The organism is Pseudomonas sp. App30 (genome assembly GCF_047947025.1).
GTDB lineage: Bacteria > Pseudomonadota > Gammaproteobacteria > Pseudomonadales > Pseudomonadaceae > Aquipseudomonas.
On record NZ_CP133165.1, the window covers coordinates 3,377,451 to 3,400,290 of the forward strand.

At 66.5% G+C, this 22,840-nt stretch carries 24 protein-coding genes; 11 read left to right on the forward strand and 13 right to left on the reverse strand.

Annotated elements, in window-relative coordinates; genetic code table 11:
- Positions 1-5 precede the first annotated feature (5 nt).
- The 13 genes from RAM80_RS15750 to fliE form a co-directional block, all read right to left on the reverse strand.
- Positions 6-737 (reverse strand): RNA polymerase sigma factor FliA, encoded by a 732-nt coding sequence (locus tag RAM80_RS15750; RefSeq protein ID WP_416421423.1) that lies wholly within the window; start codon positions 735-737, stop codon positions 6-8.
- Positions 738-862: 125 nt separating this feature from the next.
- Positions 863-1,336: a hypothetical protein gene (locus RAM80_RS15755; protein WP_416421424.1), complete on the reverse strand. Its 474-nt coding sequence runs from the start codon at positions 1,334-1,336 to the stop codon at positions 863-865.
- Positions 1,329-3,512, reverse strand: coding sequence for a flagellar biosynthesis protein FlhF (gene flhF, locus RAM80_RS15760; RefSeq protein ID WP_416421425.1), 2,184 nt, complete (start codon positions 3,510-3,512; stop codon positions 1,329-1,331). The genes RAM80_RS15755 and flhF overlap by 8 nt, the downstream gene beginning before the upstream one ends.
- Positions 3,512-5,602, reverse strand: a complete 2,091-nt coding sequence (flhA, locus tag RAM80_RS15765; protein ID WP_416421426.1) for a flagellar biosynthesis protein FlhA — start codon at positions 5,600-5,602, stop codon at positions 3,512-3,514. The genes flhF and flhA overlap by 1 nt, the downstream gene beginning before the upstream one ends.
- Positions 5,599-6,768: a flagellar biosynthesis protein FlhB gene (gene flhB / locus RAM80_RS15770; protein ID WP_416421427.1), complete on the reverse strand. Its 1,170-nt coding sequence runs from the start codon at positions 6,766-6,768 to the stop codon at positions 5,599-5,601. Before flhB ends, flhA begins: the two co-directional genes overlap by 4 nt.
- A gap of 180 nt (positions 6,769-6,948) precedes the next feature.
- Positions 6,949-7,758 (reverse strand): flagellar motor protein MotB, encoded by an 810-nt coding sequence (gene motB / locus RAM80_RS15775; protein WP_416421428.1) that lies wholly within the window; start codon positions 7,756-7,758, stop codon positions 6,949-6,951.
- Positions 7,755-8,630, reverse strand: a complete 876-nt coding sequence (motA, locus tag RAM80_RS15780; RefSeq protein ID WP_416421429.1) for a flagellar motor stator protein MotA — start codon at positions 8,628-8,630, stop codon at positions 7,755-7,757. The genes motB and motA overlap by 4 nt, the downstream gene beginning before the upstream one ends.
- A 139-nt stretch (positions 8,631-8,769) precedes the next feature.
- Entirely contained in the window at positions 8,770-9,324 is a 555-nt protein-coding gene (flhC, locus tag RAM80_RS15785) for a flagellar transcriptional regulator FlhC (RefSeq protein ID WP_416421430.1), read from the reverse strand.
- Complete coding sequence (flhD, locus tag RAM80_RS15790) at positions 9,317-9,664, reverse strand: flagellar transcriptional regulator FlhD (RefSeq protein WP_233270906.1); 348 nt, start codon at positions 9,662-9,664, stop codon at positions 9,317-9,319. The genes flhC and flhD overlap by 8 nt, the downstream gene beginning before the upstream one ends.
- 182 nt (positions 9,665-9,846) lie before the next feature.
- Complete coding sequence (locus RAM80_RS15795; RefSeq protein WP_416421431.1) at positions 9,847-10,218, reverse strand: flagellar protein FliT; 372 nt, start codon at positions 10,216-10,218, stop codon at positions 9,847-9,849.
- Positions 10,196-10,621: a flagellar export chaperone FliS gene (fliS, locus tag RAM80_RS15800; protein WP_416421432.1), complete on the reverse strand. Its 426-nt coding sequence runs from the start codon at positions 10,619-10,621 to the stop codon at positions 10,196-10,198. Before fliS ends, RAM80_RS15795 begins: the two co-directional genes overlap by 23 nt.
- Positions 10,622-10,645: 24 nt before the next feature.
- Positions 10,646-12,058 carry a flagellar filament capping protein FliD gene (gene fliD / locus RAM80_RS15805; RefSeq protein ID WP_416421433.1) on the reverse strand — a complete coding sequence of 471 codons (1,413 nt, stop codon included), beginning with the start codon at positions 12,056-12,058 and terminating at the stop codon, positions 10,646-10,648.
- Between the two features lie 363 nt (positions 12,059-12,421).
- Entirely contained in the window at positions 12,422-12,742 is a 321-nt protein-coding gene (gene fliE / locus RAM80_RS15810; RefSeq protein ID WP_416421434.1) for a flagellar hook-basal body complex protein FliE, read from the reverse strand.
- Between the two features lie 276 nt (positions 12,743-13,018).
- Between fliE and fliF the strand changes: the two genes are divergently transcribed.
- From fliF to fliP, 11 genes are all read left to right on the forward strand, one after another.
- Positions 13,019-14,716 (forward strand): flagellar basal-body MS-ring/collar protein FliF, encoded by a 1,698-nt coding sequence (gene fliF, locus RAM80_RS15815; RefSeq protein ID WP_416421435.1) that lies wholly within the window; start codon positions 13,019-13,021, stop codon positions 14,714-14,716.
- 1 nt (position 14,717) lies between these two features.
- A complete protein-coding gene (fliG, locus tag RAM80_RS15820; RefSeq protein WP_416421436.1) occupies positions 14,718-15,704 on the forward strand; it encodes a flagellar motor switch protein FliG in 987 nt (328 codons plus the stop codon).
- Positions 15,697-16,416 carry a flagellar assembly protein FliH gene (locus RAM80_RS15825; RefSeq protein WP_416421437.1) on the forward strand — a complete coding sequence of 240 codons (720 nt, stop codon included), beginning with the start codon at positions 15,697-15,699 and terminating at the stop codon, positions 16,414-16,416. Before fliG ends, RAM80_RS15825 begins: the two co-directional genes overlap by 8 nt.
- The gene (gene fliI / locus RAM80_RS15830; RefSeq protein ID WP_416421438.1) at positions 16,413-17,783 is read left to right on the forward strand and encodes a flagellar protein export ATPase FliI; all 1,371 of its coding nucleotides are present in this window, start codon (positions 16,413-16,415) and stop codon (positions 17,781-17,783) included. The genes RAM80_RS15825 and fliI overlap by 4 nt, the downstream gene beginning before the upstream one ends.
- 12 nt (positions 17,784-17,795) lie before the next feature.
- Entirely contained in the window at positions 17,796-18,248 is a 453-nt protein-coding gene (gene fliJ / locus RAM80_RS15835; RefSeq protein WP_416421439.1) for a flagellar export protein FliJ, read from the forward strand.
- A gap of 8 nt (positions 18,249-18,256) precedes the next feature.
- The gene (locus RAM80_RS15840) at positions 18,257-19,513 is read left to right on the forward strand and encodes a flagellar hook-length control protein FliK (protein ID WP_416421440.1); all 1,257 of its coding nucleotides are present in this window, start codon (positions 18,257-18,259) and stop codon (positions 19,511-19,513) included.
- Positions 19,514-19,720: 207 nt separating this feature from the next.
- Positions 19,721-20,176, forward strand: a complete 456-nt coding sequence (locus RAM80_RS15845) for a flagellar basal body-associated FliL family protein (protein WP_416421441.1) — start codon at positions 19,721-19,723, stop codon at positions 20,174-20,176.
- A 3-nt stretch (positions 20,177-20,179) separates the two neighbouring features.
- On the forward strand, positions 20,180-21,232 hold the full coding sequence (gene fliM / locus RAM80_RS15850) for a flagellar motor switch protein FliM (RefSeq protein ID WP_416421442.1): 1,053 nt from the start codon (positions 20,180-20,182) through the stop codon (positions 21,230-21,232).
- The gene (fliN, locus tag RAM80_RS15855) at positions 21,225-21,704 is read left to right on the forward strand and encodes a flagellar motor switch protein FliN (RefSeq protein ID WP_416421443.1); all 480 of its coding nucleotides are present in this window, start codon (positions 21,225-21,227) and stop codon (positions 21,702-21,704) included. Before fliM ends, fliN begins: the two co-directional genes overlap by 8 nt.
- Entirely contained in the window at positions 21,701-22,081 is a 381-nt protein-coding gene (gene fliO / locus RAM80_RS15860; RefSeq protein ID WP_416421444.1) for a flagellar biosynthetic protein FliO, read from the forward strand. Before fliN ends, fliO begins: the two co-directional genes overlap by 4 nt.
- 101 nt (positions 22,082-22,182) lie before the next feature.
- Positions 22,183-22,830 (forward strand): flagellar type III secretion system pore protein FliP, encoded by a 648-nt coding sequence (gene fliP, locus RAM80_RS15865; protein ID WP_416427494.1) that lies wholly within the window; start codon positions 22,183-22,185, stop codon positions 22,828-22,830.
- Positions 22,831-22,840 lie beyond the last annotated feature (10 nt).

A 22,840-nucleotide genomic window follows, 5' to 3' on the forward strand; every position in this document is an offset into this window, starting at 1 on the left:
AGATTCTAATCGGCCAGGGCGTCGCGCAGGCGCGACACCGCCAGGCTGTGCAGCTGGCACACCCGCGACTCGCTGACGCCGAGCACGGCGCCGATTTCCTTGAAGTTGAGCTTTTCCTGGTAGTACAGCGCCAACAGCATGCGCTCACGCTCGGGCAGCGCATCCAGGGCCTTGATGAAACGGTCGCGGTTGCGTTCCTGTACCAGCTCCACGAACGGCGAGGCGCCGTAGCCGCTGCTGATGCCATTGGCTTCTTCCTCGCCCATGTCTTCGATGGGCATCAGCTGGCAGCCGTTGATGTCCAGCAGCAACTGCCGGTACTGCTCCAGCGACAGCTCCATGGCCTGGGCGATTTCACGCTCTTCGGGCGGGCGGCCCAGGGCCTGCTCCAGGCGCCGGATGATGCCCTTCATGGCGCGCGCGTTGCGGCGCACGCTGCGTGGCGCCCAGTCGCGGCTGCGCAGCTCGTCGATCATGGCGCCGCGGATGCGTTGGGAAGCGAAGGTGCCGAAGGTGGCGCCCTGGGTGGTGTCATAGCGGGCCAGGGCGTCCAGCAGGCCGATGCTGCCGGCCTGCACCAGGTCATCCAGCTCGACGTTGGCTGGCACCCTGGTTTTCAACTCAAGCGCGTGCCGCCGTACCAGTGGCAGGTACTGTTCCAGCAACTCGCTTGATTTTATTTTTCCCTGAGCTGTGTACATCCTGCAGGCCTGGTGTGATGAGGAAACTGAGGGCATGCCCTGCCCCACGTGGGGTCACGGCGTGGCTGGCGGGTCATGGGCGCGGGCATTATTACTGCTTACCCTGCGTGGGTAAGGGCGGAATAGCCGTGGCGTTTGGTGGCTTTTCGGTAGATTGAACTTTATCCAGGGGTGGCGGTCAGGGCCGGCGAGACGGGGGTTTCGGCCACCATCAGCAGCTGCACGCCGAGCATCCGCAAGGCCGCGCCGCGCAGGTTTTCCAGCACGGTTGCCCGTGCAGCCACACCGCCATGCAGCATCAGCAGGCGCCGCGGGCCACCGGCGGCGACCAGCTGGCGCAGCTCCAGGCAGGCGCGGCGGTAATCGTCCGGCCCGGCGCCCAGCCACAGGGCCCAGCGCGGGTGCTGCCGCGCCAGCTCGGCGACGTTGCCAGCGCCAGCGCTCACCGTCAGCACCTGCCAGCGCGCCGGGTCGCCCACCCATGGGTGGCCCAGGCCGGCCCAGCGGCGCAGCGTGGCCATGGCCGCAACCGCCACGGACGGCGGCCCCACGACCACCAGCGTCGGCACAGGGCGCTGGCTCTGCCGCGCACGCAGCTCGGCCCAGCGGCGCAGGCCCTGGGCCTGGTCACTCATGAAGCAGGCCGGCCAGGGCGGCGCGGCTGGTGAGCATGTGCAGCAGGCTTTCCAGCAGCAACAGCGGGCTGCACACCCGGCGCTTGCCATACAGTTCCAGCAGTTGCTGGCGCACCACCGGCGCCCAGGGCGCGTCCTCCTGGTCCAGGCGGCAGGCGCAGGCCGCCAGCGCCGCGGCCAGGAACAGGCGCAGCTCCGCGTGCAAGGGCCCCTGGCGCTCGCCGAGGATGTTCCAGGCGCGCAGGGTCAGCGATGGCAAGGACTCGCACATCTGCAACCGGCCGATGCTGGCTGCCTGCTGCGCGACTTCAGCATTGCCGTCCGCCAGCCAATAACGCTGGCCCAGCACCTGTTCGCTGTCGCAGTGGCGCAGGGTGCCGAACCAGGCGCGCACGGGCTGTCCGGGCAGGGCCGCCAGGGTCACCGGCAGGTGGCTGAGTTCAAACTTCACCCAGCGACCGCGCTGGCGCAGGGCCTGGAAACCGTGGGCCTGGCCGCGCTCGGCAAGCTGCGCGAGGTTGCAGGCCTGGCCGCCCTGCACCACCCGCTGGCCACGCTGGGCGCCCGCCAGCCAGGCCTGCCCCGACTGCTGCAGGCGCTGTGCCAGGTCGCGCCCCGGGCAGCCGGCCCACACATGGCTACTGGCCTGCAACGTCGCCGCGCTCCAGTCCAGCCGCTGGCGCGCACCGATGGGCAACTGGTGGGCCAGCCACGGGCGGATGCTCAAGGCGCCATCGGCGGCGAAACTCAGCACCGGCATGCGCCAGGTGGCGCCCACCACCGGTCGCTCCGCCCCCCACAGCGCCTGGCGCGCCGAGCCGACGGCGAGCGGGGCTGCGGCCAGCAGCCGGGCCAAGGCCTGGCCCTGGTCCGCGGGCGCCAGTTCGGCCATCTGCCAGGCGCTTTCCAGCAGGCCGAAATCCTCGACCTGCTGGTGCAGGCTGGCGCGCAGGGTGCCCAGCGAGCGGCCATGGCCGAGCAGGTTGCGGGCCAGGGTGTCGAGCTGCTGCCCCTTGCCCGCCGCGGCGCCCGGCTGCGCGCTGTACAGGGAGGGCCGTTCGCGGGTCAGGGCCTGCCCCAGCAACTGCGCCGGGTCGGCCAGTTGCAGGTCCTCGGGCACCTGTTGGCCGCTGGCGGAGTAATTCAGGCGCAGGTCGTGGCGGATCAGCACGTCCAGCACCGGCCCCAGGCGCGGGGCCTCGTCGCACTTGCTGATGATGCAGTCACGCAGGCGGGTGCCCGCACTCACGGCCGCGCGGCGGTAGGTGTCCACCACCTCGTCGAGGGTGTCGCCGTGGCTGGCGGCGTTGAGCACCAGCATCAGCCGCACCAGGCTGTCGCCGTTGGCCAGGCGCTTGATCTGCGCCAGCAGGCGCTGGTCGCGCTGGCTCATGCCAACGGTGTCGATGATCACCAGGCGCTTGTCGGCGAGGCTGGCCAGTAGCTGCTCGATGTCGTCCTCGGCGCCCAGCGCGTGCACTTCGCCGCCCAGCAGCTCGGCGTAGATGCGCAGTTGTTCATGGGCGCCGATACGGAAGCTGTCGGTGGTCACCAACGCCAGGCCGCCGGCACCGTGGCGCATGACGAAACGTGCGGCCAACTTGGCGGTGGTGGTGGTCTTGCCCACGCCAGTGGGGCCGACCAGGGCGATGACCCCGCCCTCTTCCAGCAGCGCCGTGTCGTCCGCCAGCACCGACAGCCGCGCGCCCAGGCGCTCGGCCAGCCAGGTGGCCCGGCCGGGGCCGTCGAGCGGCGGTGCCACGGGGGCGGCGTCCAGCAGTTCCTGGCTCAGGCAGTGGCTGAAGCCGCTGGCCAGCAGGTCGCGCAGCAGGGCCTGGCGCGGCTCGTCGACGGGTGCCGGTTGCTGGTGCTTGAGCAGTTGGCGCATCTGCTCCATTTCACCGCGCAGCAGCTCGCCAAGGGCCGTGAAGTCATTGGCTGGCATGGGTGCCTGAGCGGCAGGTGCAGGTACAGCAAGCTCCGGCGCTTGGCGGGCATAGGCCGCCGCCGCGCGGCGCGGGCTGAGCGGCGCCGGCTCGCCGTCGGCCACGGCCATGATCTCCACGCCCTGCTCGACGCTGCGGCTGGACAGAATCAGCGCATCTTCCCCCAGCACCAGGCGCACCTGGTGCATGGCTTCTCGGCTGTTGGCGCCGACGAATCGTTGCACGCCCATCAGTTACCCCCTCCAATCAGGCTGGTTATACGCAAGGTCCGGCCCTCCGGAATCTCTGCCAGGGACATCACTACCAGCTGCCGCAGACGCCGGCGCAGGAAGCGCGACAGCAGCGGCCGCAGCTTGCTCGGCACCACGACCACCGCCGGGTGGTTGCTGACCTCCTGGCGCGCCAGGGCGATTTCGGTCTGCTGCATCAGATTGTCGGCCAGGCTCGGCTCCAGGGCGCCGCCGCTGGTGACGGCCTGCAGCAGCACCTGCTCCAGGTTCGAACCCAGGCCAATGGCGTGCAGCTCGGTCTTGTTGGGGAACCACTGCTGGGTGATGGCGCGGCCCAGGGCCACGCGCACCACGGCGGTCATGTCCTGCACGTCGGCTTCGGGCTGGGCGGTGACGAACTCGGCCAGGGCATCGAGGATGCTGCGCAGGTCGCGGATCGAGACTTCTTCCTCCAGCAGGTTCTGCAGGATGCGCTGCAAGGTGCCCATGGACACCAGCTTGGGCACCACCTCCTCCACCAGCGCCTTGTTGTCCTTGCCCAGCTTGTCCAGCAGCTTCTGCACCTCGCCACGGCCCAGCATGTCCTTGGCGTGCAGGTACAGCAGGTGGTTGAGGTGGGTGGCGGCCACGGTGCTGGCGTCGACCACGGTGTAGCCGAAGATCTGCCCGTGTTCGCGCATGCTCGAGTCGATCCAGATGGCCGGCAGGCCGAAGGCCGGGTCGACGATCACCTCGCCTTCCAGCTTGCCGGTGACCTGGCCGGGGTTGATCGCCAGCCACTTGCCGGGGAACAGCTCGCCGCGCCCTACCTCCACGCCGTTGAGGCTGATGACGTAGGTGTTGGGCAGCATGTCGACCTTGTCGCGCACGCGCACCACCGGCGGCAGGAAGCCCACGTCCTGGGCGAACTTCTTGCGCACGCTCTTGATGCGCACCAGCATCTCGCCCTGCTGGCGGCTGTCCACCAGCGGGATCAGGCGGTGGCCGACGGTGAGCGCCAGGGTGTCCACCAGGCTGACGTCATCCCAGCTGGCCTCGGAGCTTTGCGCGGCGGCCTTGGGCACCACCTGCTCCTGCGGCGCGGCGGCCTGCTGCTGGTCGCGCTTGTGCAGCCACCAGCCCAGGCCGCCGAGCAGCGCTGTGAACAACAGGAACACCAGGTTGGGCATGCCCGGCACCAGGCCCAGCAGCCCGATCACCCCAGCGGTGAGAATCAGCACCTGCGGGCGTATGAACAGCTGGCCGATCATCTGCTGGCCAACGTCTTCCTCGGTATTGACTCGCGAGACGGTGACACCGGCGGCGATGGAAATCACCAGCCCCGGGATCTGCGCCACCAGGCCGTCGCCGATGGTGAGCATGGTGTAGGTGTGCGCGGCATCGGCGAAGGCCATGCCGTGCTGCAACATGCCGATGATAAGGCCGCCCACCACGTTGACGCCCATGATCACCAGGCCGGCCATGGCGTCGCCGCGCACGAACTTGCTGGCGCCGTCCATGGAACCGTAGAAGTCGGCCTCCTGGGCCACCTCGCGGCGGCGCTTGCGCGCTTCCGGCTCGCCGATCAGGCCGGCGTTGAGGTCGGCGTCGATGGCCATCTGCTTGCCTGGCATGGAGTCCAGGGTGAAACGCGCGCCCACCTCGGCGATGCGCCCGGCGCCCTTGGTGATGACCATGAAGTTGATGATTACCAGAATCAGGAACAGCGCCATGCCCACGGCGAAATTGCCGCCCACCAGGAATTCGCCGAACGCCTCGATCACGCGGCCGGCCGCATCCGGGCCCTGGTGGCCTTCCATCAGCACCACGCGGGTGGACGCCACGTTCAGCGACAGGCGCAGCAAGGTGGTGAACAGCAGCACTGCCGGGAACGCCGAGAAGTCCAGGGGCTTCTCGGTGAACATGCTCACCAGCAGCACCATGATCGCCAGGGCGATGTTGAAGGTGAACAGCAGGTCGAGCACGAACGGCGGCAGCGGCAGGATCATCATCGACAGGATCATGACGATCAGCACGGGGCCGGCCAGCAGTTTCAGGTCGGCCCTGGCCAGCCAGGAATCGGGACCCAGCAGGTTGGTCATGGCGTTCATTGGTTCGGTGTTTCCTCGGCGGCAGCCCCCAGGGGGCCAGGCTGATCCATGCCGGCGGGTACCAGCAGGTTTTTCGGTTTGGGCGGCACCCGGCCACCGGCCTCACTGACGCGCTTGAGGCGCATGGCCCAGGCCAGCACCTCGGCCACGGCGGTGTAGAGGGTGGCGGGAATCTCGCGGTCGATATCCACGTGGAAATACAGGGCACGGGCCAGGGCCGGCGCCTCGAGCATGGGAATGCGGTGCTCATCACCCAGCTCGCGGATGCGCGCGGCCACCTCATCGGCGCCCTTGGCGATCACCCGCGGCGCCGACATCTTGTCCTGGTAGGCCAGGGCCACGGCGTAATGGGTGGGGTTGGTGACGATGACGTCGGCCTTGGGCACCTTGCTCATCATTCGCGAGCGCGCCATCAGCTGCTGCTGGCGACGGATGCGCGCCTTGATGTGCGGGTCGCCGTCGGTGTCCTTGTGCTCCTGGCGCACCTCCTCGCGGGTCATGCGCAGCTTCTGGTAGTAGGTGTAGAACTGGAACGGCACGTCCAGGCCCACTACCAGCACCAGCGAACCGATGACCAGCGCGCAGGCCTTGGCCACCAGGCCCATGGCCGTGGCCAGCGCCAGCTCCACGGGCATGCCGGTGAGGTCGAGCAACAGCAACGCATGGCTCTTGAGGAACAGCACCGCCACGCAGCCCACCAGGAACGCCTTGGCCAGGGCCTTGCCCAGGTCTGCCAAGGCGCGCAGGGAAAACATGCGGCCCAGGCCGGCGATGGGGTTCATGCGCGAGAAATTCGGCTGCAGGGCCTTGAGGGTGATTACCAGCCCGCCCAGTAGCAGCGAGGCAGCGACACCGGCCAGCATCAGCACCAGCAGGAACGGCATCACCGTCAGCAACCCCAGCTGTGCCAGGCCCAGCGCGGCCTGGACCATGCGCGTGCTGTCGAAGGCCTGGGCGCGTTCGAACAGCAGCCCGTGCTCCAGCACCTGGCACAGCTGCCCGTAGAACCAGCCGCCACCGCCCCAAAGCGCAGCGACGCCAGTCAGCAGCACCAGGAAGGTGTTGAGCTCGCGGGAGCGCACCACCTGGCCCTGCTCGCGGGCTTTCTCGATTCTGCGCGCTGACGCCGATTCGGTTTTGTCTTCGTTGCTAGTGTCTTCCGCCATGGCGGTTCATCGGCTGGTGATAAGGGCGGTATTTTGCTTAGCCGCCTGCCGGCCCCATCGCCGGAACAGAAGCAGAAACCACGCTTATTTGTGCTGAACACCTGTGGGAGCTGGCTTGCCAGCGAGCTTTTTGAGCCCCTAAAAGCTCGCTGGCAAGCCAGCTCCCACAAGGGCTTGCGGTCACTCGTTGCGGGTGAGGATCTTCTGCGCCACCTGGCTATCCAGCACGGTGATCTCGATGCGCCGGTTGGCCGCGTCCGCCGGCTCGGCGTTGCGCGTGGGAATGCGGTCGGCCATGCCGGAGATGCGCAGCAGCTTGGCGGAGTCCAGGCCGCCGCTCACCAGTTCCAGCCGCGATGCCTTGGCGCGGTCGGCCGACAGCTCCCAGTTGCTGTAGCCGGCCTCGCCGCCGGCATAGGGGTGGCTGTCGGTGTGGCCGCTGATCTGCACGCTGTTGGGCAGTTCGTTGAGCACCGGCGCGATGGTGCGCAGCAGGGTGCGCATGTACGGCGCCACCCGCGCGCTGCCCAGCTCGAACATGGGACGCTGCTCGCTGTCGATCAGTTGCAGGTTGAGCCCTTCGGGCGTCAGCTCCATGAGGATCTGCTTGCTCAGGTCCTTGAGCGCCGGGTTCAGCCGGATCACCCGCTGCAGGCGCTGGCGCAGGGCATCCAGGCGTTTGAACTCTTCCTCGGACAACGGCCGCGCCGGCAGCTCGATGGGGTTGAGCGAAGTCTCCTTGAACGCCAGCGCCGGGGTGCCGCCGGGTATGGGGTTCTGGCTGCGGTTGATGGCGCTGAGCAGCGGCGTGCTGAAATAGTCGGCCACTGCGTTCTTCTGCGACTTGCTGGCGTTGGACAGCACCCACAGCACCAGGAACAGCGCCATCAGCGCGGTCATGAAGTCGGCGAAGGCGATTTTCCAGGCGCCGCCGTGGTGGCCGTGGCCGGCGCCTTTGCGCCGCCGCACAATGATCGGACGCTCGCTCATCCCAGGGCCATGGCGCCGACCGGCGTACCGCGCAGGTAGCTTTCCAGTTCCAGGGCCGACGGCCGCTCGCCGTGGTGCAAGGCCTTGCGGCCGAACTCCACCGCCAGCATCGGCGCCAGGCCCTGCTGGCTGGCCAGCAACGTCATGCGCAGGCATTGCAGCATCTTCACCGCCTCGGCCACCTGGCGGTCGATGCGGCTGGCCAGCGGGGCGATCACGCCATAGGCCAGGTAGATGCCCAGGAAGGTGCCCACCAGGGCATGGGCAATCATTTCACCCATCAGGTCCGGGCCCACGTTGACGGCGCTCAGCGCCTTCACCACGCCCATCACCGCGGCAACGATGCCGAACGCCGGCAGCGCGTCGCTGACCTTGTACAGGGCATCGGCCGGGATATGGGCTTCATGCTCGAAGGCCTCGATCTCGTGCAGCATCAGCTCGTCCAGCTCATGGGCCTGCATCTGCCCGCTGAGGATCAGGCGCATGTAGTCGGTGATGAAGGTGAGGATCATCGGGTCGTCGAGCAACGCCGGGTAGTCGGCAAACAACGGGCTCTGCCCGGGCTCGTCGATGTCGCGCTCCACCGCCAGCATGCCCTCGCGGCGGGCCTTGCCCAGCAGGTGGTAGAGCAGCGCCAGCACGTCCAGGTACAAGGCCTTGTGGTAGCGGGTGCTGCGCTTGAGGCGGCCGACGGTGCCCAGGGTGGCCTTGATTGCCTTGCCGTTGTTGGCAGCAATGAAGGCCCCCAGGGCCGCGCCACCGATCATGAGCATTTCGGTGGGCTGGTACAGCGGCCCCAGGCTGCCGCCTGACAGCGCGTAGCCGCCGAAGACCGACAACAGGATACCGATGAGTCCTAACGCAATGAGCACGGGCCGTTCCTTTTTCAACGCCGGGAGTGGCCTTGGCGAAGATCGGCGTGGCGGGGGGCAACTTTAATCCAAGGCCTCGCGGCAATGACGCAGCCTTGTAGCAGCGGCCGTCAGGCCGCGTCACAGGCACCGCGAATTCCTACGCCTGGCGCAAATCGTCCAGCTCTTCACTCTCGCGACGCTTGAGCGTCTTGCCCGCGCGCGACGGCGGCTGGCAGATCCCGCACACATAGCGCTGCGCCGGGCCATGGGAGTGGGCGACGAAATTGCCGCTGCAGGACGAGCAGCAGACCAGCTCCAGCATGTCGCTTTCAAAGAAGCGCACCAGCGTCCAGGCGCGGGTCAGGCCCAGCACCACCTCGGACTCATCGTCGCCGCCTACCTGCTCCAGGTATAGGCGGTAGGCCTTGATGAACGCCTCGATGCGATCACAACCAATGCGCGTCAGCCGCAGATAAATGCCATAGAACAGCGACGAATGAATATTCGGCAGCCAGGTCACAAACCAGTCAGTGGAGAACGGCAGCATGCCCTTGGGTGGCGACACGCCACGCACTTCCTTGTACAGGCGGATCAGCCGGCCACGGCTCAGGCTGGTTTCCACCTCCAGCACCTGCAGGCGCGCGCCCAGCTCGATCAGCTCGATCGCCAGCTGCACCTGGAACATCTCCTCGACCAGACTTTTCTCAGACATGCGCCTGCCCCACGCGTCCCCCCGTGTCGCCCCCGGCGTCCACCGACGCCATCAGCAACGACGAATGAATTTCCACCAGGCCCAGCTCGCGGGAGTTCCCCAACACCCGCGACAGGCACTCGGCTTCATCGAACACCGGGCGGCACACCAGCTGGTTGATGCGCGCCAACTGGGTCAGCTGCTTGCTGGTCAGCTTTACCAGCAGGTCCGCCATGCCCTCGGTCAACTTGAGACGGAACATGGCGGTAGCACGGTCCTTGCGCAACAGCCGTTGTACCAGCAACAAATAAGAAAAATTCAGATCCTGAATGTCTTCCAGACCTCTATCGGCGTTCAACACTTGCTACTCCCCTGCACTTGTCGTATCAGTTGGCAGGTCCGCCTAGATATTACGGACCGATTTGCTATTTATAACCCTGGCCCACCAACCGGTATCAAGATGACAACAAAGTGTTGCCACGGCTCGTTGGCGGGTAATGTTGGAGATACATTTCTTATTGGTCGCGACATCCTGTCGCAGTATTAAACTTCCGGACGAACCACTGCCCTAAGTAGTGGCCTAACAGTGGCACTTGGCATATATGCCTTGCCTTGTCCGCGCTTCAAGCGGCCGGCAACTATCAGTGCACCCAGATGACTCTGGCGCTCGGCCAGGCATTTGCGAACCTCAACTTCCAGTTCGAGTATTAGCTTGATCAACTCGAACTTGCGACGACGATGTTCGTCGTCCAGTTGCACCCCGGCCTCTTCGCGCCGCAGGGTCTCTTCATCGATCAACCCCTCGGACTTCAACAACAGGATTTGCTCCCAGTCCCCCTGCAACGCGCACTCGTGCATGCGTTGCGACTGCGCCAGCAACCGCTCGTACGACTCAACCACCTGCGCTTGCGACATCGCCATCCTCCCCCTCGACTCGAGGTCCTATCTGCCGCCACGCGGAACCAATGTTTTCAATCAGGCTTGCTGCCACATCCAGGACCTCCTCGTCGTTATGCAGATTGGCCCGCAATAACAGCCGCACCACCGTGTCGTAGAGCTGGTCCAGGTTAGCGGCGATCTCGCCGCCGCGCTCAAGGTCCAGCGAACCGCGCAGGCCGCGGCTGACGATCTTGATGGCCGACGTGATGGCCCGGCCCTTGCCGGCCATGTCGCCCGCCTGCATATGCAGCCGGGCGGTACGGATGGCAGCCTGGTAGCTGTCGAACAACATCACGATTCGTTGGTACGGCGAAGCAGCCAGGATGCCGCTCTCCAACCCCACCGTCGCGTAGGCATTCGCTCCGCGCAATACACTCACAACCTCACTCCCATCTATCGAGGATTAATCATCACTGCTCAACGCATCGAACTGGGTAGTGAGGTAGTCCGCTGTCGAATCAAGCTCGGAAATCAGTGTGTCCAGGGCCGTGAATTGCTCGGTATAGCGGTCCATCACACTGTCGATGTAGTCCTGCTTGTCTTCGTACTTCTCTTCCAGGTCGTCGAGCTGGTCGTTCAGGTCGTTGACCACCGAGACGATCGAGCCGTCGTCCTCGTCCAGGAAGGTATCCAGGTCGGCGGCCATCTGGGTGGCGAAGCCCTCGCTGTCATCGGTGCCCACGAAAAAGTCGGTGACGTCGCTGAGGTTATTGGTCACCGCGTCTTCCAGCGTGTCGTCGTCGATGCTCAGGGTGCCGTCCACGCCCAGGCTGATCCCCAGCTGCGACAGGTAGCTGAAGGTGCTGTTGGAGATCGAGTTGTACAGGTCCTTGCTCAGGGTGCTGTCCACGCGGCGCGTGGTGGAGTCACCCAGCAGGGTGCCGGCGGTGTCGTCGTCGGCGTCGTAGGACGTCAGCGTGTCCATGGTCGAGGCGTACGAGTTGTAGGCGTCGACGAAATCGTTGATGGCATCGATGATCGAGTCGGTGTCGCGCTTCACCGTCAGGGTCGAGGTGCCTGTGTCGGTCAGGCTCAGGGTCACGCCCTGCAGGGCCTCCTCCACCGTGTTGCTCTGGCTGGTGACGCTCAGGCCGTTCACGGTCAGCAGCGCATCGGCGGCGGCCACGGTCTCGGTCATGGCGTTGCTGTCGCTGTCGGCGCTGTAGCCGAACAGGTCGGCGGCATCGCCCGTGCCGTCGAAGGTCACGGTCATTTCCGAGTCGGTGCCGGTGTCGTTGGAGGTCAGCACCAGGCGGTACGGGGTGTCGCTGCCGTCGTTGACGATGGAGGCAGTTACCGAGCCGCCGGCGTCATTGATGGCGTCGCGGATACCTTCCAGGGTGTTGTTGCTCGACGTCAGGTCGATGCTGAAGCTTTCGTCGTCACCCACTGTAATAGTCAGGGTACCGGTGCCCAGGGCTGTTGTAGAATCGGCGACACCATCGGTGGCCAGGCTCTGCGCGCTGGCCAGCTGGCTGACCACGATCGAATAGGTGCCGGTCACCGCCTCGCTGGTGACGGCCGCGCTCGTGCCGGTGCCGCTGACGCTGCTGGTCAGGGCATCGTAGGTGTCGGGATCGGTCAGCGTCTCGATGGCCGTCTGCAGGCTGGTGAGGGAACTGGTCAAGGTGCCATACGCGGTGATTTCGGCGTTAATGTCGTCTTCTTCGTTCTCGATCGGCGTCAACAGGCTGGTTTCCTGGGCCTCTTCAAGGCTATCGAGAATCGAGTCCAGATCCAGCCCCGACCCCACGCCCAACGAGGTAATGGTTCCGCTGGTAGCAGAAGAGGAAGAAGTGGAAGTGGTCGTCGTCATATAGTCCTCACAGGTCCGCGCCTATTAAGCAGGGCCAATCAAAAGTCACCCCATCACGAATGAAACATTCGCAATGACGCAGAGGAAATCGGCAGCCGAATATAAAACTTTAACGACACATGTCTATTTATTTTTTAAGTAACGCCTTTTAAACAAAGGCTTTTTTTGTAACTTCCAGACTTGCAACGACCCATGTTGACGGCACTTTCGTCGCTACAACCTAAGTAATAAGCCAGTTACACACCTGAGCCCTCCGGGTATCCACCCGAGTACACCCTTAGTTCATTCCTGAATTTTTTTTCATCACGACCTTCAAACACTCGAACGTATCGACATACGTACAGACAGATACATTTCCCTCGTTCAAACCTGCATGGCCATCACATCTTTATAAGCCGTCACCAGGCGGTTACGCATCTGCACGCCCATCTGCAGGCTCACCGAGGCTTTCTGCATATCCACCATCACGTCATTGAGCGAAACGTCCGGGCTGCCGGCCTGAAAGGCGTTGGAGCGCTGCACGGCGGTGTTCTGCAGCTGGTTGATGCGCTTGAGCGAGGCCTGCAGTTCGCCGCCGAAGCCACCACCGGCGGCGCTGCTCGACAGAACAGAACTTGCGCCTTGGGACTCGTTGGCCATCAGGTTGAGTTGCTGCAGGGCGGCGGCAATTGCGGATGTATTCATGGCAAGAACTTGTCCAGACAGAAAAGAAGGCAAGGTGATAGCACCAAAGGTTAACAAGGTGGCCGTCTCTCACAAGCAACCAATTGGCTACAAAAGCGCTGGCTTTTCCGTCCTTTAGATCCGGGGCGGGTCGAGATAATAGCCGCCCTGCGATACCTGCCAGCGCTGGCAACAGGCTGCTCCGCCGCACCACTGCGGCGAGGCTTCTCGACCACTTTCGACACCGGAACGAGCAATGTCTTTTGTACCGCCCCTACCCTCGCCTGCGAGGTGCGTGTGAGTAACGCGGCCCAAGGGAAAGGCTCCGCCAAAGTCACCCCCGCCAAGAACAAGACCGGCGTCTTCGAACCGTTGCTGGCGCGCCTGCGCGGGCAACCGCTGCCCTTGGTACTGGCCGGCGCGGCCGCCGTGGCCCTGCTGGTGGTGCTGGCCCTGTGGGCGCGCGAGCCTGAATACCGCGTGCTGTTCTCCAACCTCGGCGAGGCCGACGGTGGCCAGGTGATCAGCGAGCTGGAGAAGCGCCAGATCCCCTACCGCCTCAGCGAAGGTGGCCACGCCATCCTGGTGCCGGCCGCGCAGATGAACGCACTGCGCCTGCAGTTGGCCGAACAGGGGCTGCCCAAGGGCGGCAACGTCGGTTTCGAGCTGATGGACAAGCAGGCCTTCGGCGTCAGCCAGTTCGCCGAACAGCTCAACTACCAGCGCGGCCTGGAAGGCGAACTGGCGCGCACCATCGAGTCCCTGGGGCCGATCGCCAGCGCCCGGGTGCACCTGGTGATGGCGCGCCAGTCGGTGTTCGTGCGTGAACGCGAACCGGCCCGCGCCTCGGTGATGCTCAACCTGCAGCCCGGCCGCGAGCTGGGCCAGAGCCAGGCCAACGCCATCGCCCACCTGGTGTCTTCCAGCGTCGCCGACCTGAGCATCGACGGCGTCACCATCGTCGACCAGAGCGGCCGCCTGCTGTCGCAGAACCCCAGCGACAGCAACGGCCTGGATGGCACCCAGCTGACCTACGTGCGCGACATCGAACGCTCCTACCAGCGCCGCATCGAGGACATCCTCGCGCCGCTGCTGGGCCGCCAGAACGTGCACGCGCAAGTGGTGGCCAAGGTCGACTTCGACAGCCGCGAGAGCACCGCCGAACACTACGAGCCCAACCAGTCGCCCGATCACGCCGCGGTACGCAGCAAGCAGGTCAACGAAAGCCTGGCCGGCAGCGATTCGGCCGCCCGCGGCGTGCCCGGCGCGCTGACCAACACCCCGCCCAACCAGCCACCGGCGACCCGCGCCACCGCGCCGGCGAAACCGGGCGAAGGCAGCCAGGCCGCCAACGACGACAGCGACACCAGCGCCTCGGCACGCAGCAAGACCCTGCACAGCGAGCGCATGACCAACTACGAGGTCGACCACAGCGTCGAGCACGTCAAGCAGGCCCAGGGCGAAGTCACGCGCCTGACCACCGCCGTGGTCATCAACTACCGCGCCACCGAGAAGGACGGCAAGCCGGCCCAGGAACCCCTGAGCAAGGAAGAACTGGCCAACATCGACAGCCTGGTGCGCCAGGCCATGGGCTTCACCGAAGCGCGCGGCGATGAATTGAAAGTGATCAACAGCCCGTTCGCCAGCGAAGACACCAGCGGCCCGGAACTGGCCTGGTGGCGCACGCCAGAGTTCTACGGCCTGGCCATGAGCCTGTCGCGCTACCTGCTGGTGGCCCTGATCGCCCTGCTGCTGTGGCTGATGGTGCTGCGCCCGATGAACAAGCGCCACGCCCAGGCCCTGAAGGCCGCCCAGGAAGCCGAGGCACCGCCGACCATCGTCACCGCCAGCGGCGAGACCGTGGAAATGCCGGCCGGCCAGCGCAAGGCCCAGGGCTACGAGCAGAACATGAAACGCCTGCGCGAGATCTCCGTGGAAGACCCACGCCTGATCGCCATGATCATCAGGGGCTGGATGAAAAAAGATGACAAGTAAAATGACCGCTACCCGCCGCAGCGCCATCCTGCTGCTGTCGCTGGAGGCCGACGAGGCCGCCGAAGTGTTCAAGCTGCTGCCCAGCCAGGACGTGGAAAGCATCAGCATGGAGATGGCGCGCCTGAGCCAGGTGTCCCACGACGAAATGCGCAAGGTGCTCGAAGAGTTCATCGAGGAAACCGAGCAGTACGCGGCCATCAACATCCAGTCCAGCGACCACATTCGTGCGGTGCTGACCAAGGCCCTGGGCAGCGAGCGCGCCGCCAGCCTGATCGACGATATCCTGGAGGCCAACGACGGCGGCTCGGGCATCGACAAGCTGAACCTGATGGAGGCCTCGCTGGTGGCCGAGATGATCCGCGAGGAACACCCGCAGATTATCGCCACCATCCTCGTGCACCTGGACCGCCACCAGGCCTCGGACATTCTCGAACTGTTCGAGGAGCGCCAGCGCAACGACATCATCCTGCGCATCGCCACCTTCAGCGGCGTGCAACCGGTGGCGCTGCAGGAGCTGACCGAAGTGCTGGGCGGCATGCTCGACGGCCAGAACCTCAAGCGCAGCAAGATGGGCGGCGTGCGCACCGTGGCCGAGATTCTCAACCTGATGAACTCGACCCTGGAAGAGTCGGCCATCCAGACCCTGCGCGCGCACAACGAAGACCTGACGCAGAAGATCCTCGACGAGATGTTCCTGTTCGAGAACCTGCTGGACATCGACGACCGCGGCATCCAGACCATCCTCCAGGAAGTGGAGACCAACTCGCTGTCCATCGCCCTCAAGGGTGCGCCGACGGCGCTGCTGGACAAGTTCCTGATGAACATGTCGCAGCGGGCCGCGCAGCTGTTCCGCGAAGACATGGAGGCCCGCGGGCCGACGCGCATGTCCCAAGTGGAGGCCGAGCAGAAAGCCATCTTGCAGGTGGTGCGCCGCCTGGCCGACAACGGCGTCATCGTGACCGGCAACGGGGACGACTCTTATGTCTGACGACCAGGCCTGGCCCGACGCGCCCGGGCAATGGCAGCCCTGGCGCATGGCCGTGCTGCCCAGCGAAGCGCCGCCTGCCCTGGAGTTGGACGAGGCCCAGGCCGAAGCCCAGCGCAAGCATGCCTTCCAGCGCAAGCTGGAGCTGCAGGCGCGGCGCGACCAGGTGCGCGAGGAAGCCCGGCGCCAGGGCCACGAGGCCGGTTTCAGCGCCGGTCAGGCCGAGGGCTATGCCCAGGGCCTGGAGCAGGGCCGGCTGGCCGGCGAGGCCGCGCTGCAGGAACAGATCCACGCCACCCTGGCACCGCTGCAGACCCTGTGCGACAACTTCGACCAGGCCCTGCGCCAGCTCGACGGGCAACTGCTGACCCAGCTCACCGAGGTGGCCCTGGCCGCTGCCCGGCAGATCGCCGGCCAGGCGTTGCAGGCGCATCCCGAGCAGGTGATCCACACCGTGCAGGCGCTGCTGCAACACGAGCCGGCGCTGGCCGGCAAGCCGCGACTGTGGCTGCACCCGGACGACCTGCCACTGGTGCGCGAAGCCCTCGGCGAGCCGCTGGAAGCCGCCGGCTGGAGCCTGCTGGCCGACGCCGGGCTGGCCCGTGGCGGTTGCCGGGTGAGCAGCGCCAGCGGCGAACTCGACGCCACCCTGGAAACCGCCTGGGCCGGCATCCGCAGCCGCCTGCACGACAACCTGCCGGCCGCCACGTCATGACCCCGGCCAACCCCATCACCACGCGCTGGCAGCAGCACTTCGACGCCCAGCGCCTGGCCCTGGGCCAGGCGCCGCGCTACGTGCACAGCGGGCGCATCGTGCGCGCCACCGGCCTGGTGCTGGAAGCCGTGGGCCTGAGCATTCCCCTGGGCGGCGCCTGCCGCATCGAGACCCAGGCCGGCGAGTACGCCGAGGCGCAGGTGGTGGGCTTCGCCAGCGACACCCTGTACCTGATGCCCTTGGAAGAGATCGGCGACCTGCAACCCGGCGCCCGCGTACTGCCGCTGGACGAGCGCGAGACCGGCGGCGCCGCCAGCCGCCAGTTCCCGCTGGGCCCGGCGCTGATGGGCCGGGTGCTGGACAGCCGCGGCGAGCCGCTGGACGGCAAGGGCGCGTTGGCCGACGTGCGCCGCAGCCCGCTCGCCACGCCGCCGCTGAACCCGCTCAAGCGCGCGCCCATCGACCGCCAGATCGACGTCGGCATTCGCGCCATCAACGCCCTGCTCAGCGTCGGCCGCGGCCAGCGCCTGGGCCTGTTCGCCGGCTCCGGGGTGGGCAAGTCGGTGCTGCTGGGCATGATGGCCCGCTACACCCGCGCCGACGTCATCGTGGTGGGCCTGATCGGCGAGCGTGGCCGCGAGGTGCAGGACTTCATCGACAACATCCTTGGCGAAGAGGGCCTGCGCCGCGCCGTGGTGGTTGCCGCGCCCGCCGACACCTCGCCGCTGCAACGCCTGCAGGGCGCCGCCTACGCCACCCGCGTGGCCGAGGACTTCCGCGACCAGGGCCTGGACGTGCTGCTGATCATGGACTCGCTGACCCGCTACGCCATGGCCCAGCGCGAGATCGCCCTGGCCATCGGCGAGCCGCCGGCCACCAAGGGTTACCCACCGTCGGTGTTCGCCAAGCTGCCGAAACTGGTGGAACGCGCCGGCAACGGCCCGCCCGGCGGCGGCTCGATCACCGCGTTCTACACGGTGCTCAGCGAAGGCGACGACCAGCAGGACCCGATTGCCGACTCGGCGCGGGCGATTCTCGATGGCCACATCGTGCTGTCGCGCACCCTGGCCGAAGCCGGGCATTACCCGGCCATCGACATCGAGGCGTCGATCAGCCGCGCCATGACCGCCATCGTCAGCGACAGCCAGCAGCGCAAGGCCCAGCAGTTCAAGCAGGTGTTGAGCAAGTTCCAGCGCAACCGCGACCTGATCACCGTCGGCGCCTACGCCCCCGGCCACGACGTGCTGCTGGACCGCGCGGTGCAGCTCAACCCACACCTGGAGCGCTTCCTGCAACAGCGCATCCAGGAACAGACCACCCTGGACGCCACGCTCCAGGCCCTCAACCAGCTGTTCCCGGGCAAATGACGAGACCCCCGCATGACTTCGTCCCTCGACCTGCTGTCTGAACTGGCGCACAAGGCCCAGGATGCCGCGGCCCGCACCCTGGCCCAGCACCGCCAGCAACTGCGCCAGCTGGCCGCCCAGCTCAAGACCCTGCAGCAGTACCAGCAGGAATACCGCCAGGGCCTGCAGCACAAGCTGCACAAGGAAGGCATGAGCCCGTCCGGGCTGGCCAACTACCGCGCCTTCCTGACCTCCCTGGACACCGCCATGGACCGCGCGCGCGCGAGCATGGCCAAGCAGCAGGCCGAGATCGACAAGTGCCAGCTGGCCTGGCAGGCCGAATGGCGCAAGGCGCACGCCTACGACACCCTGCTGCAACGCCGCGCGGCACAGCTGCAACTGACCGCCGGCCGCCGCGAGCAGCGCCTGGACGACGAACTCGGGGCCCGGATGCGCCAGCAGCCCGGCACCTTTTCCCGCACTTGAGAGGCACCATGGACATCACCGCATTGCTGGCCAGCCCGGCAACCGCCAGCGCCACCCAGGCCCCGGCGGCCGACACCGACGGCAGCGTCTTCGCCCAGGCGCTGGACGCCGCCGTCCAGGTGCAGGCGGAGCCAGTACAAACCGCGCCCGTAGCAGTAGAGGCGGCCGTGGAGACGCCACCCGTCTTGACCGAACCTGTTCCGCTCGAAACAGCCGACGTCGAGCTGCCGACCGAGCCTTTGCCGGAATTGCCTGAACCGGCTCCCGAGCCAGTGTCCGAACCAACGGCTCCCGTGGCGGCACCGGCGATCGCAGTGGCCAAGCCACAGCCGGTCGTGACGCAAGAGGAAACCGCAGACATCGAAGTGCCGCCTGCGCCCGCCGAGCCAGCCGACACTCAAGCCACCCCTGATACCGACGACAGCGTGGATACGCAGCTGCAGCATATCCGCGACCGAATGCACCTGATCGACACCGCCGGCACTCCGGACCCCAGCACGGTACAGGCCTACGCTGCACCCGCGCCTATGCCCGCGCCGGTCGTGACCACCCCTGAGGTTGCCGACACCGCAGCACAGACCACGCCCCTGGTGACCCAGCGCAGCACCGCCCTGCCCGGCGTGAAGACCACTGAGCCGAAAACCGAGCCTGCCGTCAGCGAAGACGAAACCCCGCCCGTCGCCGCCGTACCCACCGATACCACCGCAGCCGTGACGCCCGCCCCGACCCAGGACGACAACACCGCCACCGACAGCGACAGCTCCAGCCCACCGCCCATTGATGCCCTGAGCGCCTGGACACCCACCGCCAGCCCAGCGGTGAGCAGCGACACCGCGCAGGTCAACACCAACAACCCCAGCCTGACTGCTGCCGTCGGCAGCTCGCAATGGCAGTCGGGCCTCAGCCAGCAAGTCCTCAACCTGCACCAGCGCGGCAAGCACCAGGTCGACCTGCAACTGCACCCGGCCGACCTCGGCCCGCTGTCCATCAGCCTCAAGCAGGACACCAGCGGCACCCAGGCACAGTTCGTCTGCGCCCACCCGGCGGTGCGCAGCGCCGTGGAACAGGCGTTGCCACAGCTGCGCGAAGCCCTGGCCGCCCAGGGCATCACCCTGGGCGACACCTCGGTCAGCGACCAGCCGTCGCGCCAGGCGCGGGACCAGCAGGCGCCGTATGTCCCGTCGTCGGGTGCAACCGCAGCCGAAGAAGAACCCAGCGAACCAATCGCGACCCCATTGCTGACCCGCATCGACCTCTACACCTGAAGCAACGTGGCGCCTGCATCGCGACCAAGGTCGGCTCCTACGCCGATCGTGGTAGGAGCCGACCTTGGTCGCGATTGGGCCGCCGACGATTCCAGACAGGATCAAAACCCGAAGATACGGGGCATTGCCTGCCCTTATCCGGCCATGGTCCGCAGGCCCCGGTGTTCATACTCGCGGCTTGTCTGATCAGACCTACGAAGACACCGGATGAGCACGACCCGCAAGACCCCCTGGCTGCTGATGATCCTCTGCGTTGTGGTGCTGGCCGCGGCCAGCGTCGCCGGTACCTGGTACTACGTGACCCGCATGGAAACCGCTACCGCGCCGGCTGCCCAGCCGCCTGCGGCGCCGGAGCTGGTGACCATCCCGCCGCTGACCGTGAACCTGCAGAACCCCCAGCACGAGCAGCGCCTGCTGTACATCGGCTTCAGCATCACCGTGGGCGACAAGGCTACCCAGGCGTTCCTGCAACCCTACGTGCCGCAAATCCGCAGCCAGCTGTTCAAGCTGCTGGGCGAACAGGACAGCACCGCGCTGATGACCAGCCAAGGCAAGAGCGCCCTGGCCGCCAAGGTGCTGGAGCTGGTCAAGCGGCCCCTGGCTACACCCCAACCCGAGCTTTCCATACTCGACGTCCTTTACACCGACTTCATCGTGCAATAGCCCATGGCCCTAGAAGACCTGTTGTCGCAGGAAGAGATCGATACCCTGCTCAAGGGCGTCAGTGGCGAGGACGAACACCCCGCCGATGGCGATGCCACCAGCTGGGACGCTCATATCCGCCCCTATGACCCGGCCACCCAGCATCGGGTGATCCGCGAGCGGCTGCATGCGCTGGATATCATCAATGAACGCTTCGCCCGCTATTTCCGCATGGGCCTGTTCAACCTGATCCGCCGCAGCGCCGACATCACCGTGGACAGCGTGCGCTACCAGAGCTTCAGCGACTTTTCCCGCCACGTGCCGGTGCCCACCAACATCAACCTGCTGGCGATGAAACCGCTGCGCGGCATCGTGCTGACGGTGTTTCCGCCCAACCTGGTGTTCATGGTGGTGGACAACCTGTTCGGCGGCGACGGGCGCTTCCTGGCCAAGTCCGAAGGCCGCGAGTTCACCCGCACCGAGCAGCGCATCATCCGCCGCCTGCTGAGCCTGGCCATCAGCGCCTACCAGGACGCCTGGAGCTCGGTGTACCCGCTGGAAATCGAATACCTGCGTTCGGAAATGCAGGCCAAGTTCGCCAACATCACCAGCTCGCCCAACGAGATCGTGGTCAACACCACCTTCCACCTGGAGGTGGGCAACCTCTCCAGCGATTTCAACATCGTCATTCCCTACTTGATGATCGAGCCGCTGCGCCAGCTGCTCAACGGCCCGCTGACCGACAGCGACCCGGACGCCGAGCGCGCCTGGAGCCGCAAGATGGCCGGCGAGATCACCCAGTCGCACATCGAGCTGGTGGCCGACTTCACCGAGCTGGACACCAGCATCGGCCAGGTCATGGCCCTGCAGGTGGGCGACGTGCTGCCCATCGAGCTGCCCGACACCATCGTCGCCAAGGTCGACGGCGTGCCGGTGATGACCTGTGAATACGGCAGCCAGGACGGCCTGTGCGCCCTGCTGGTGAAAGACCTGATCGACCACTCCCCCGCCGGCCCCGAAGCGGCCAGCTTCGTGAAAGGCCCCGTGCCCCCAGCCAAGGACTCCGCCCATGACTGACCCGAATACCCCCCAGGACAACCCGGCGGACGAACCGTCGCTGGAAGACGAATGGGCCAGCGCCATGGCTGAACAGGGCGACGACGCCGGCCTCGACGACCCGTGGGCCGAGGCCCTCGCCGAGCAGGAAGCCGCGCCCGTGGATGCCCCGGCGCCAGCCGCCAGCAAGATGTTCCGGCCGCTGGCTGGCCAGGGCGGCGGCGCAGTGAGCCGCGACCTGGAAATGATCATGGACATCCCGGTCAAGCTCAGCGTCGAGCTGGGCCGCACCCGGGTCACCATCAAGCAGCTGCTGGAACTGGCCCAGGGCTCGGTGCTGGCGCTGGACGGCCTGGCCGGCGAGCCCATGGACATCCTCATCAACGGCTACCTGATCGCCCAGGGCGAAGTGGTCGTTGTGGACGAGAAGTACGGCATCCGCATCACCGAGATCATCACCCCGTCCGAGCGGGTGCAGAAACTCAACCGATGAGCAGCTCGTCCTCCCCCGACAACCTGCTGGGCCTGGCGCTGCTGGGCAAGACCGCGCTGGCCTTCGCCGTGGTGGTGGCCAGCATCCTGCTGTGCGGCTGGCTGGCCAAGCGCCTGCGCCCGGGCCACACCCGCCCTGGCGCGCACCTGCAACTGGTGAGCAGCACGTCGGTGGGCCAGCGCGAGCGCGTGGTCATCGTCCAGGTGCAGGAACGCTGGCTGGTGCTGGGGGTAACCCCACAGCACATCAGCGCGCTGGGCGAGATGCCCGCCCCCGAGCAAGCGCCGGCAGTGGCGCCCACCGCCCTGGCACCGGCGTTCGCCGAGCGCCTGGCCGCGGCCCTGAAGCAACGCCTGGGCGGGACGGACAAGCCATGAACCTGCGCCCCCTGCTGCTGGCCGCCTGCCTGCTGCCCGCCTGTATCGACAGCGCCTTCGCCCAAGGCACCCAGGGCCTGGAAGCCTTCACTAGCCAGGCCATGGGCAACGGCAGCCAGCAATGGTCGCTGAGCCTGCAGACGCTGATGCTGCTGTCGTCCATGGCGTTCCTGCCGGCGCTGCTGCTGATGATGACCGGCTTCACCCGCATCATCATCGTCCTGGGCCTTTTGCGCACCGCCATCGGCACCACCTCGGCACCGCCCAACCAGGTGCTGCTGGGCCTGGCGCTGTTCCTGACTTTCTTCGTCATGTCGCCGGTGCTGAACAAGGCCTACGACACGGCCTGGCAGCCGTTCTCCAGCAACCAGATCGGCCTGGAGGAGATGCTCGACAAGGGCAGCCAGCCGTTCCGCGGCTTCATGCTCAAGCAGACCCGCGAGACCGACCTGGCCATGTACGCGCGCATCGCCGACCTGCAGGACCTGGACAGCCCGCAGCAGGTGCCCATGCGCGTACTCATGCCGGCGTTCGTCACCAGCGAGCTGAAGACCGCCTTCCAGATCGGCTTCAGCATCTTCGTGCCGTTCCTGATCATCGACCTGATCGTCGCCAGCGTGCTGATGGCGCTGGGCATGATGATGGTGCCACCGGCCACCATTTCCCTGCCGTTCAAGCTGATGCTGTTCGTGCTGGTGGACGGCTGGCAGCTGCTGCTGGGCTCCCTGGCGCAGAGTTTCTACACCTGACACCCACCTT

Bases quoted from the DNA above. Each gene is read 5' to 3' on its own strand.
- RAM80_RS15750 (WP_416421423.1), bottom strand. From the start codon at position 737: ATGCCCTCAGTTTCCTCATCACACCAGGCCTGCAGGATGTACACAGCT.
- RAM80_RS15755 (WP_416421424.1), bottom strand. From the start codon at position 1,336: ATGAGTGACCAGGCCCAGGGCCTGCGCCGCTGGGCCGAGCTGCGTGCG.
- flhF (WP_416421425.1), bottom strand. From the start codon at position 3,512: ATGGGCGTGCAACGATTCGTCGGCGCCAACAGCCGAGAAGCCATGCAC.
- flhA (WP_416421426.1), bottom strand. From the start codon at position 5,602: ATGAACGCCATGACCAACCTGCTGGGTCCCGATTCCTGGCTGGCCAGG.
- flhB (WP_416421427.1), bottom strand. From the start codon at position 6,768: ATGGCGGAAGACACTAGCAACGAAGACAAAACCGAATCGGCGTCAGCG.
- motB (WP_416421428.1), bottom strand. From the start codon at position 7,758: ATGAGCGAGCGTCCGATCATTGTGCGGCGGCGCAAAGGCGCCGGCCAC.
- flhC (WP_416421430.1), bottom strand. From the start codon at position 9,324: ATGTCTGAGAAAAGTCTGGTCGAGGAGATGTTCCAGGTGCAGCTGGCG.
- RAM80_RS15795 (WP_416421431.1), bottom strand. From the start codon at position 10,218: ATGTCGCAAGCGCAGGTGGTTGAGTCGTACGAGCGGTTGCTGGCGCAG.
- fliD (WP_416421433.1), bottom strand. From the start codon at position 12,058: ATGACGACGACCACTTCCACTTCTTCCTCTTCTGCTACCAGCGGAACC.
- fliE (WP_416421434.1), bottom strand. From the start codon at position 12,742: ATGAATACATCCGCAATTGCCGCCGCCCTGCAGCAACTCAACCTGATG.
- fliG (WP_416421436.1), top strand. From the start codon at position 14,718: ATGACCGCTACCCGCCGCAGCGCCATCCTGCTGCTGTCGCTGGAGGCC.
- RAM80_RS15825 (WP_416421437.1), top strand. From the start codon at position 15,697: ATGTCTGACGACCAGGCCTGGCCCGACGCGCCCGGGCAATGGCAGCCC.
- fliI (WP_416421438.1), top strand. From the start codon at position 16,413: ATGACCCCGGCCAACCCCATCACCACGCGCTGGCAGCAGCACTTCGAC.
- fliJ (WP_416421439.1), top strand. From the start codon at position 17,796: ATGACTTCGTCCCTCGACCTGCTGTCTGAACTGGCGCACAAGGCCCAG.
- RAM80_RS15840 (WP_416421440.1), top strand. From the start codon at position 18,257: ATGGACATCACCGCATTGCTGGCCAGCCCGGCAACCGCCAGCGCCACC.
- RAM80_RS15845 (WP_416421441.1), top strand. From the start codon at position 19,721: ATGAGCACGACCCGCAAGACCCCCTGGCTGCTGATGATCCTCTGCGTT.
- fliM (WP_416421442.1), top strand. From the start codon at position 20,180: ATGGCCCTAGAAGACCTGTTGTCGCAGGAAGAGATCGATACCCTGCTC.
- fliN (WP_416421443.1), top strand. From the start codon at position 21,225: ATGACTGACCCGAATACCCCCCAGGACAACCCGGCGGACGAACCGTCG.
- fliO (WP_416421444.1), top strand. From the start codon at position 21,701: ATGAGCAGCTCGTCCTCCCCCGACAACCTGCTGGGCCTGGCGCTGCTG.
- fliP (WP_416427494.1), top strand. From the start codon at position 22,183: ATGGGCAACGGCAGCCAGCAATGGTCGCTGAGCCTGCAGACGCTGATG.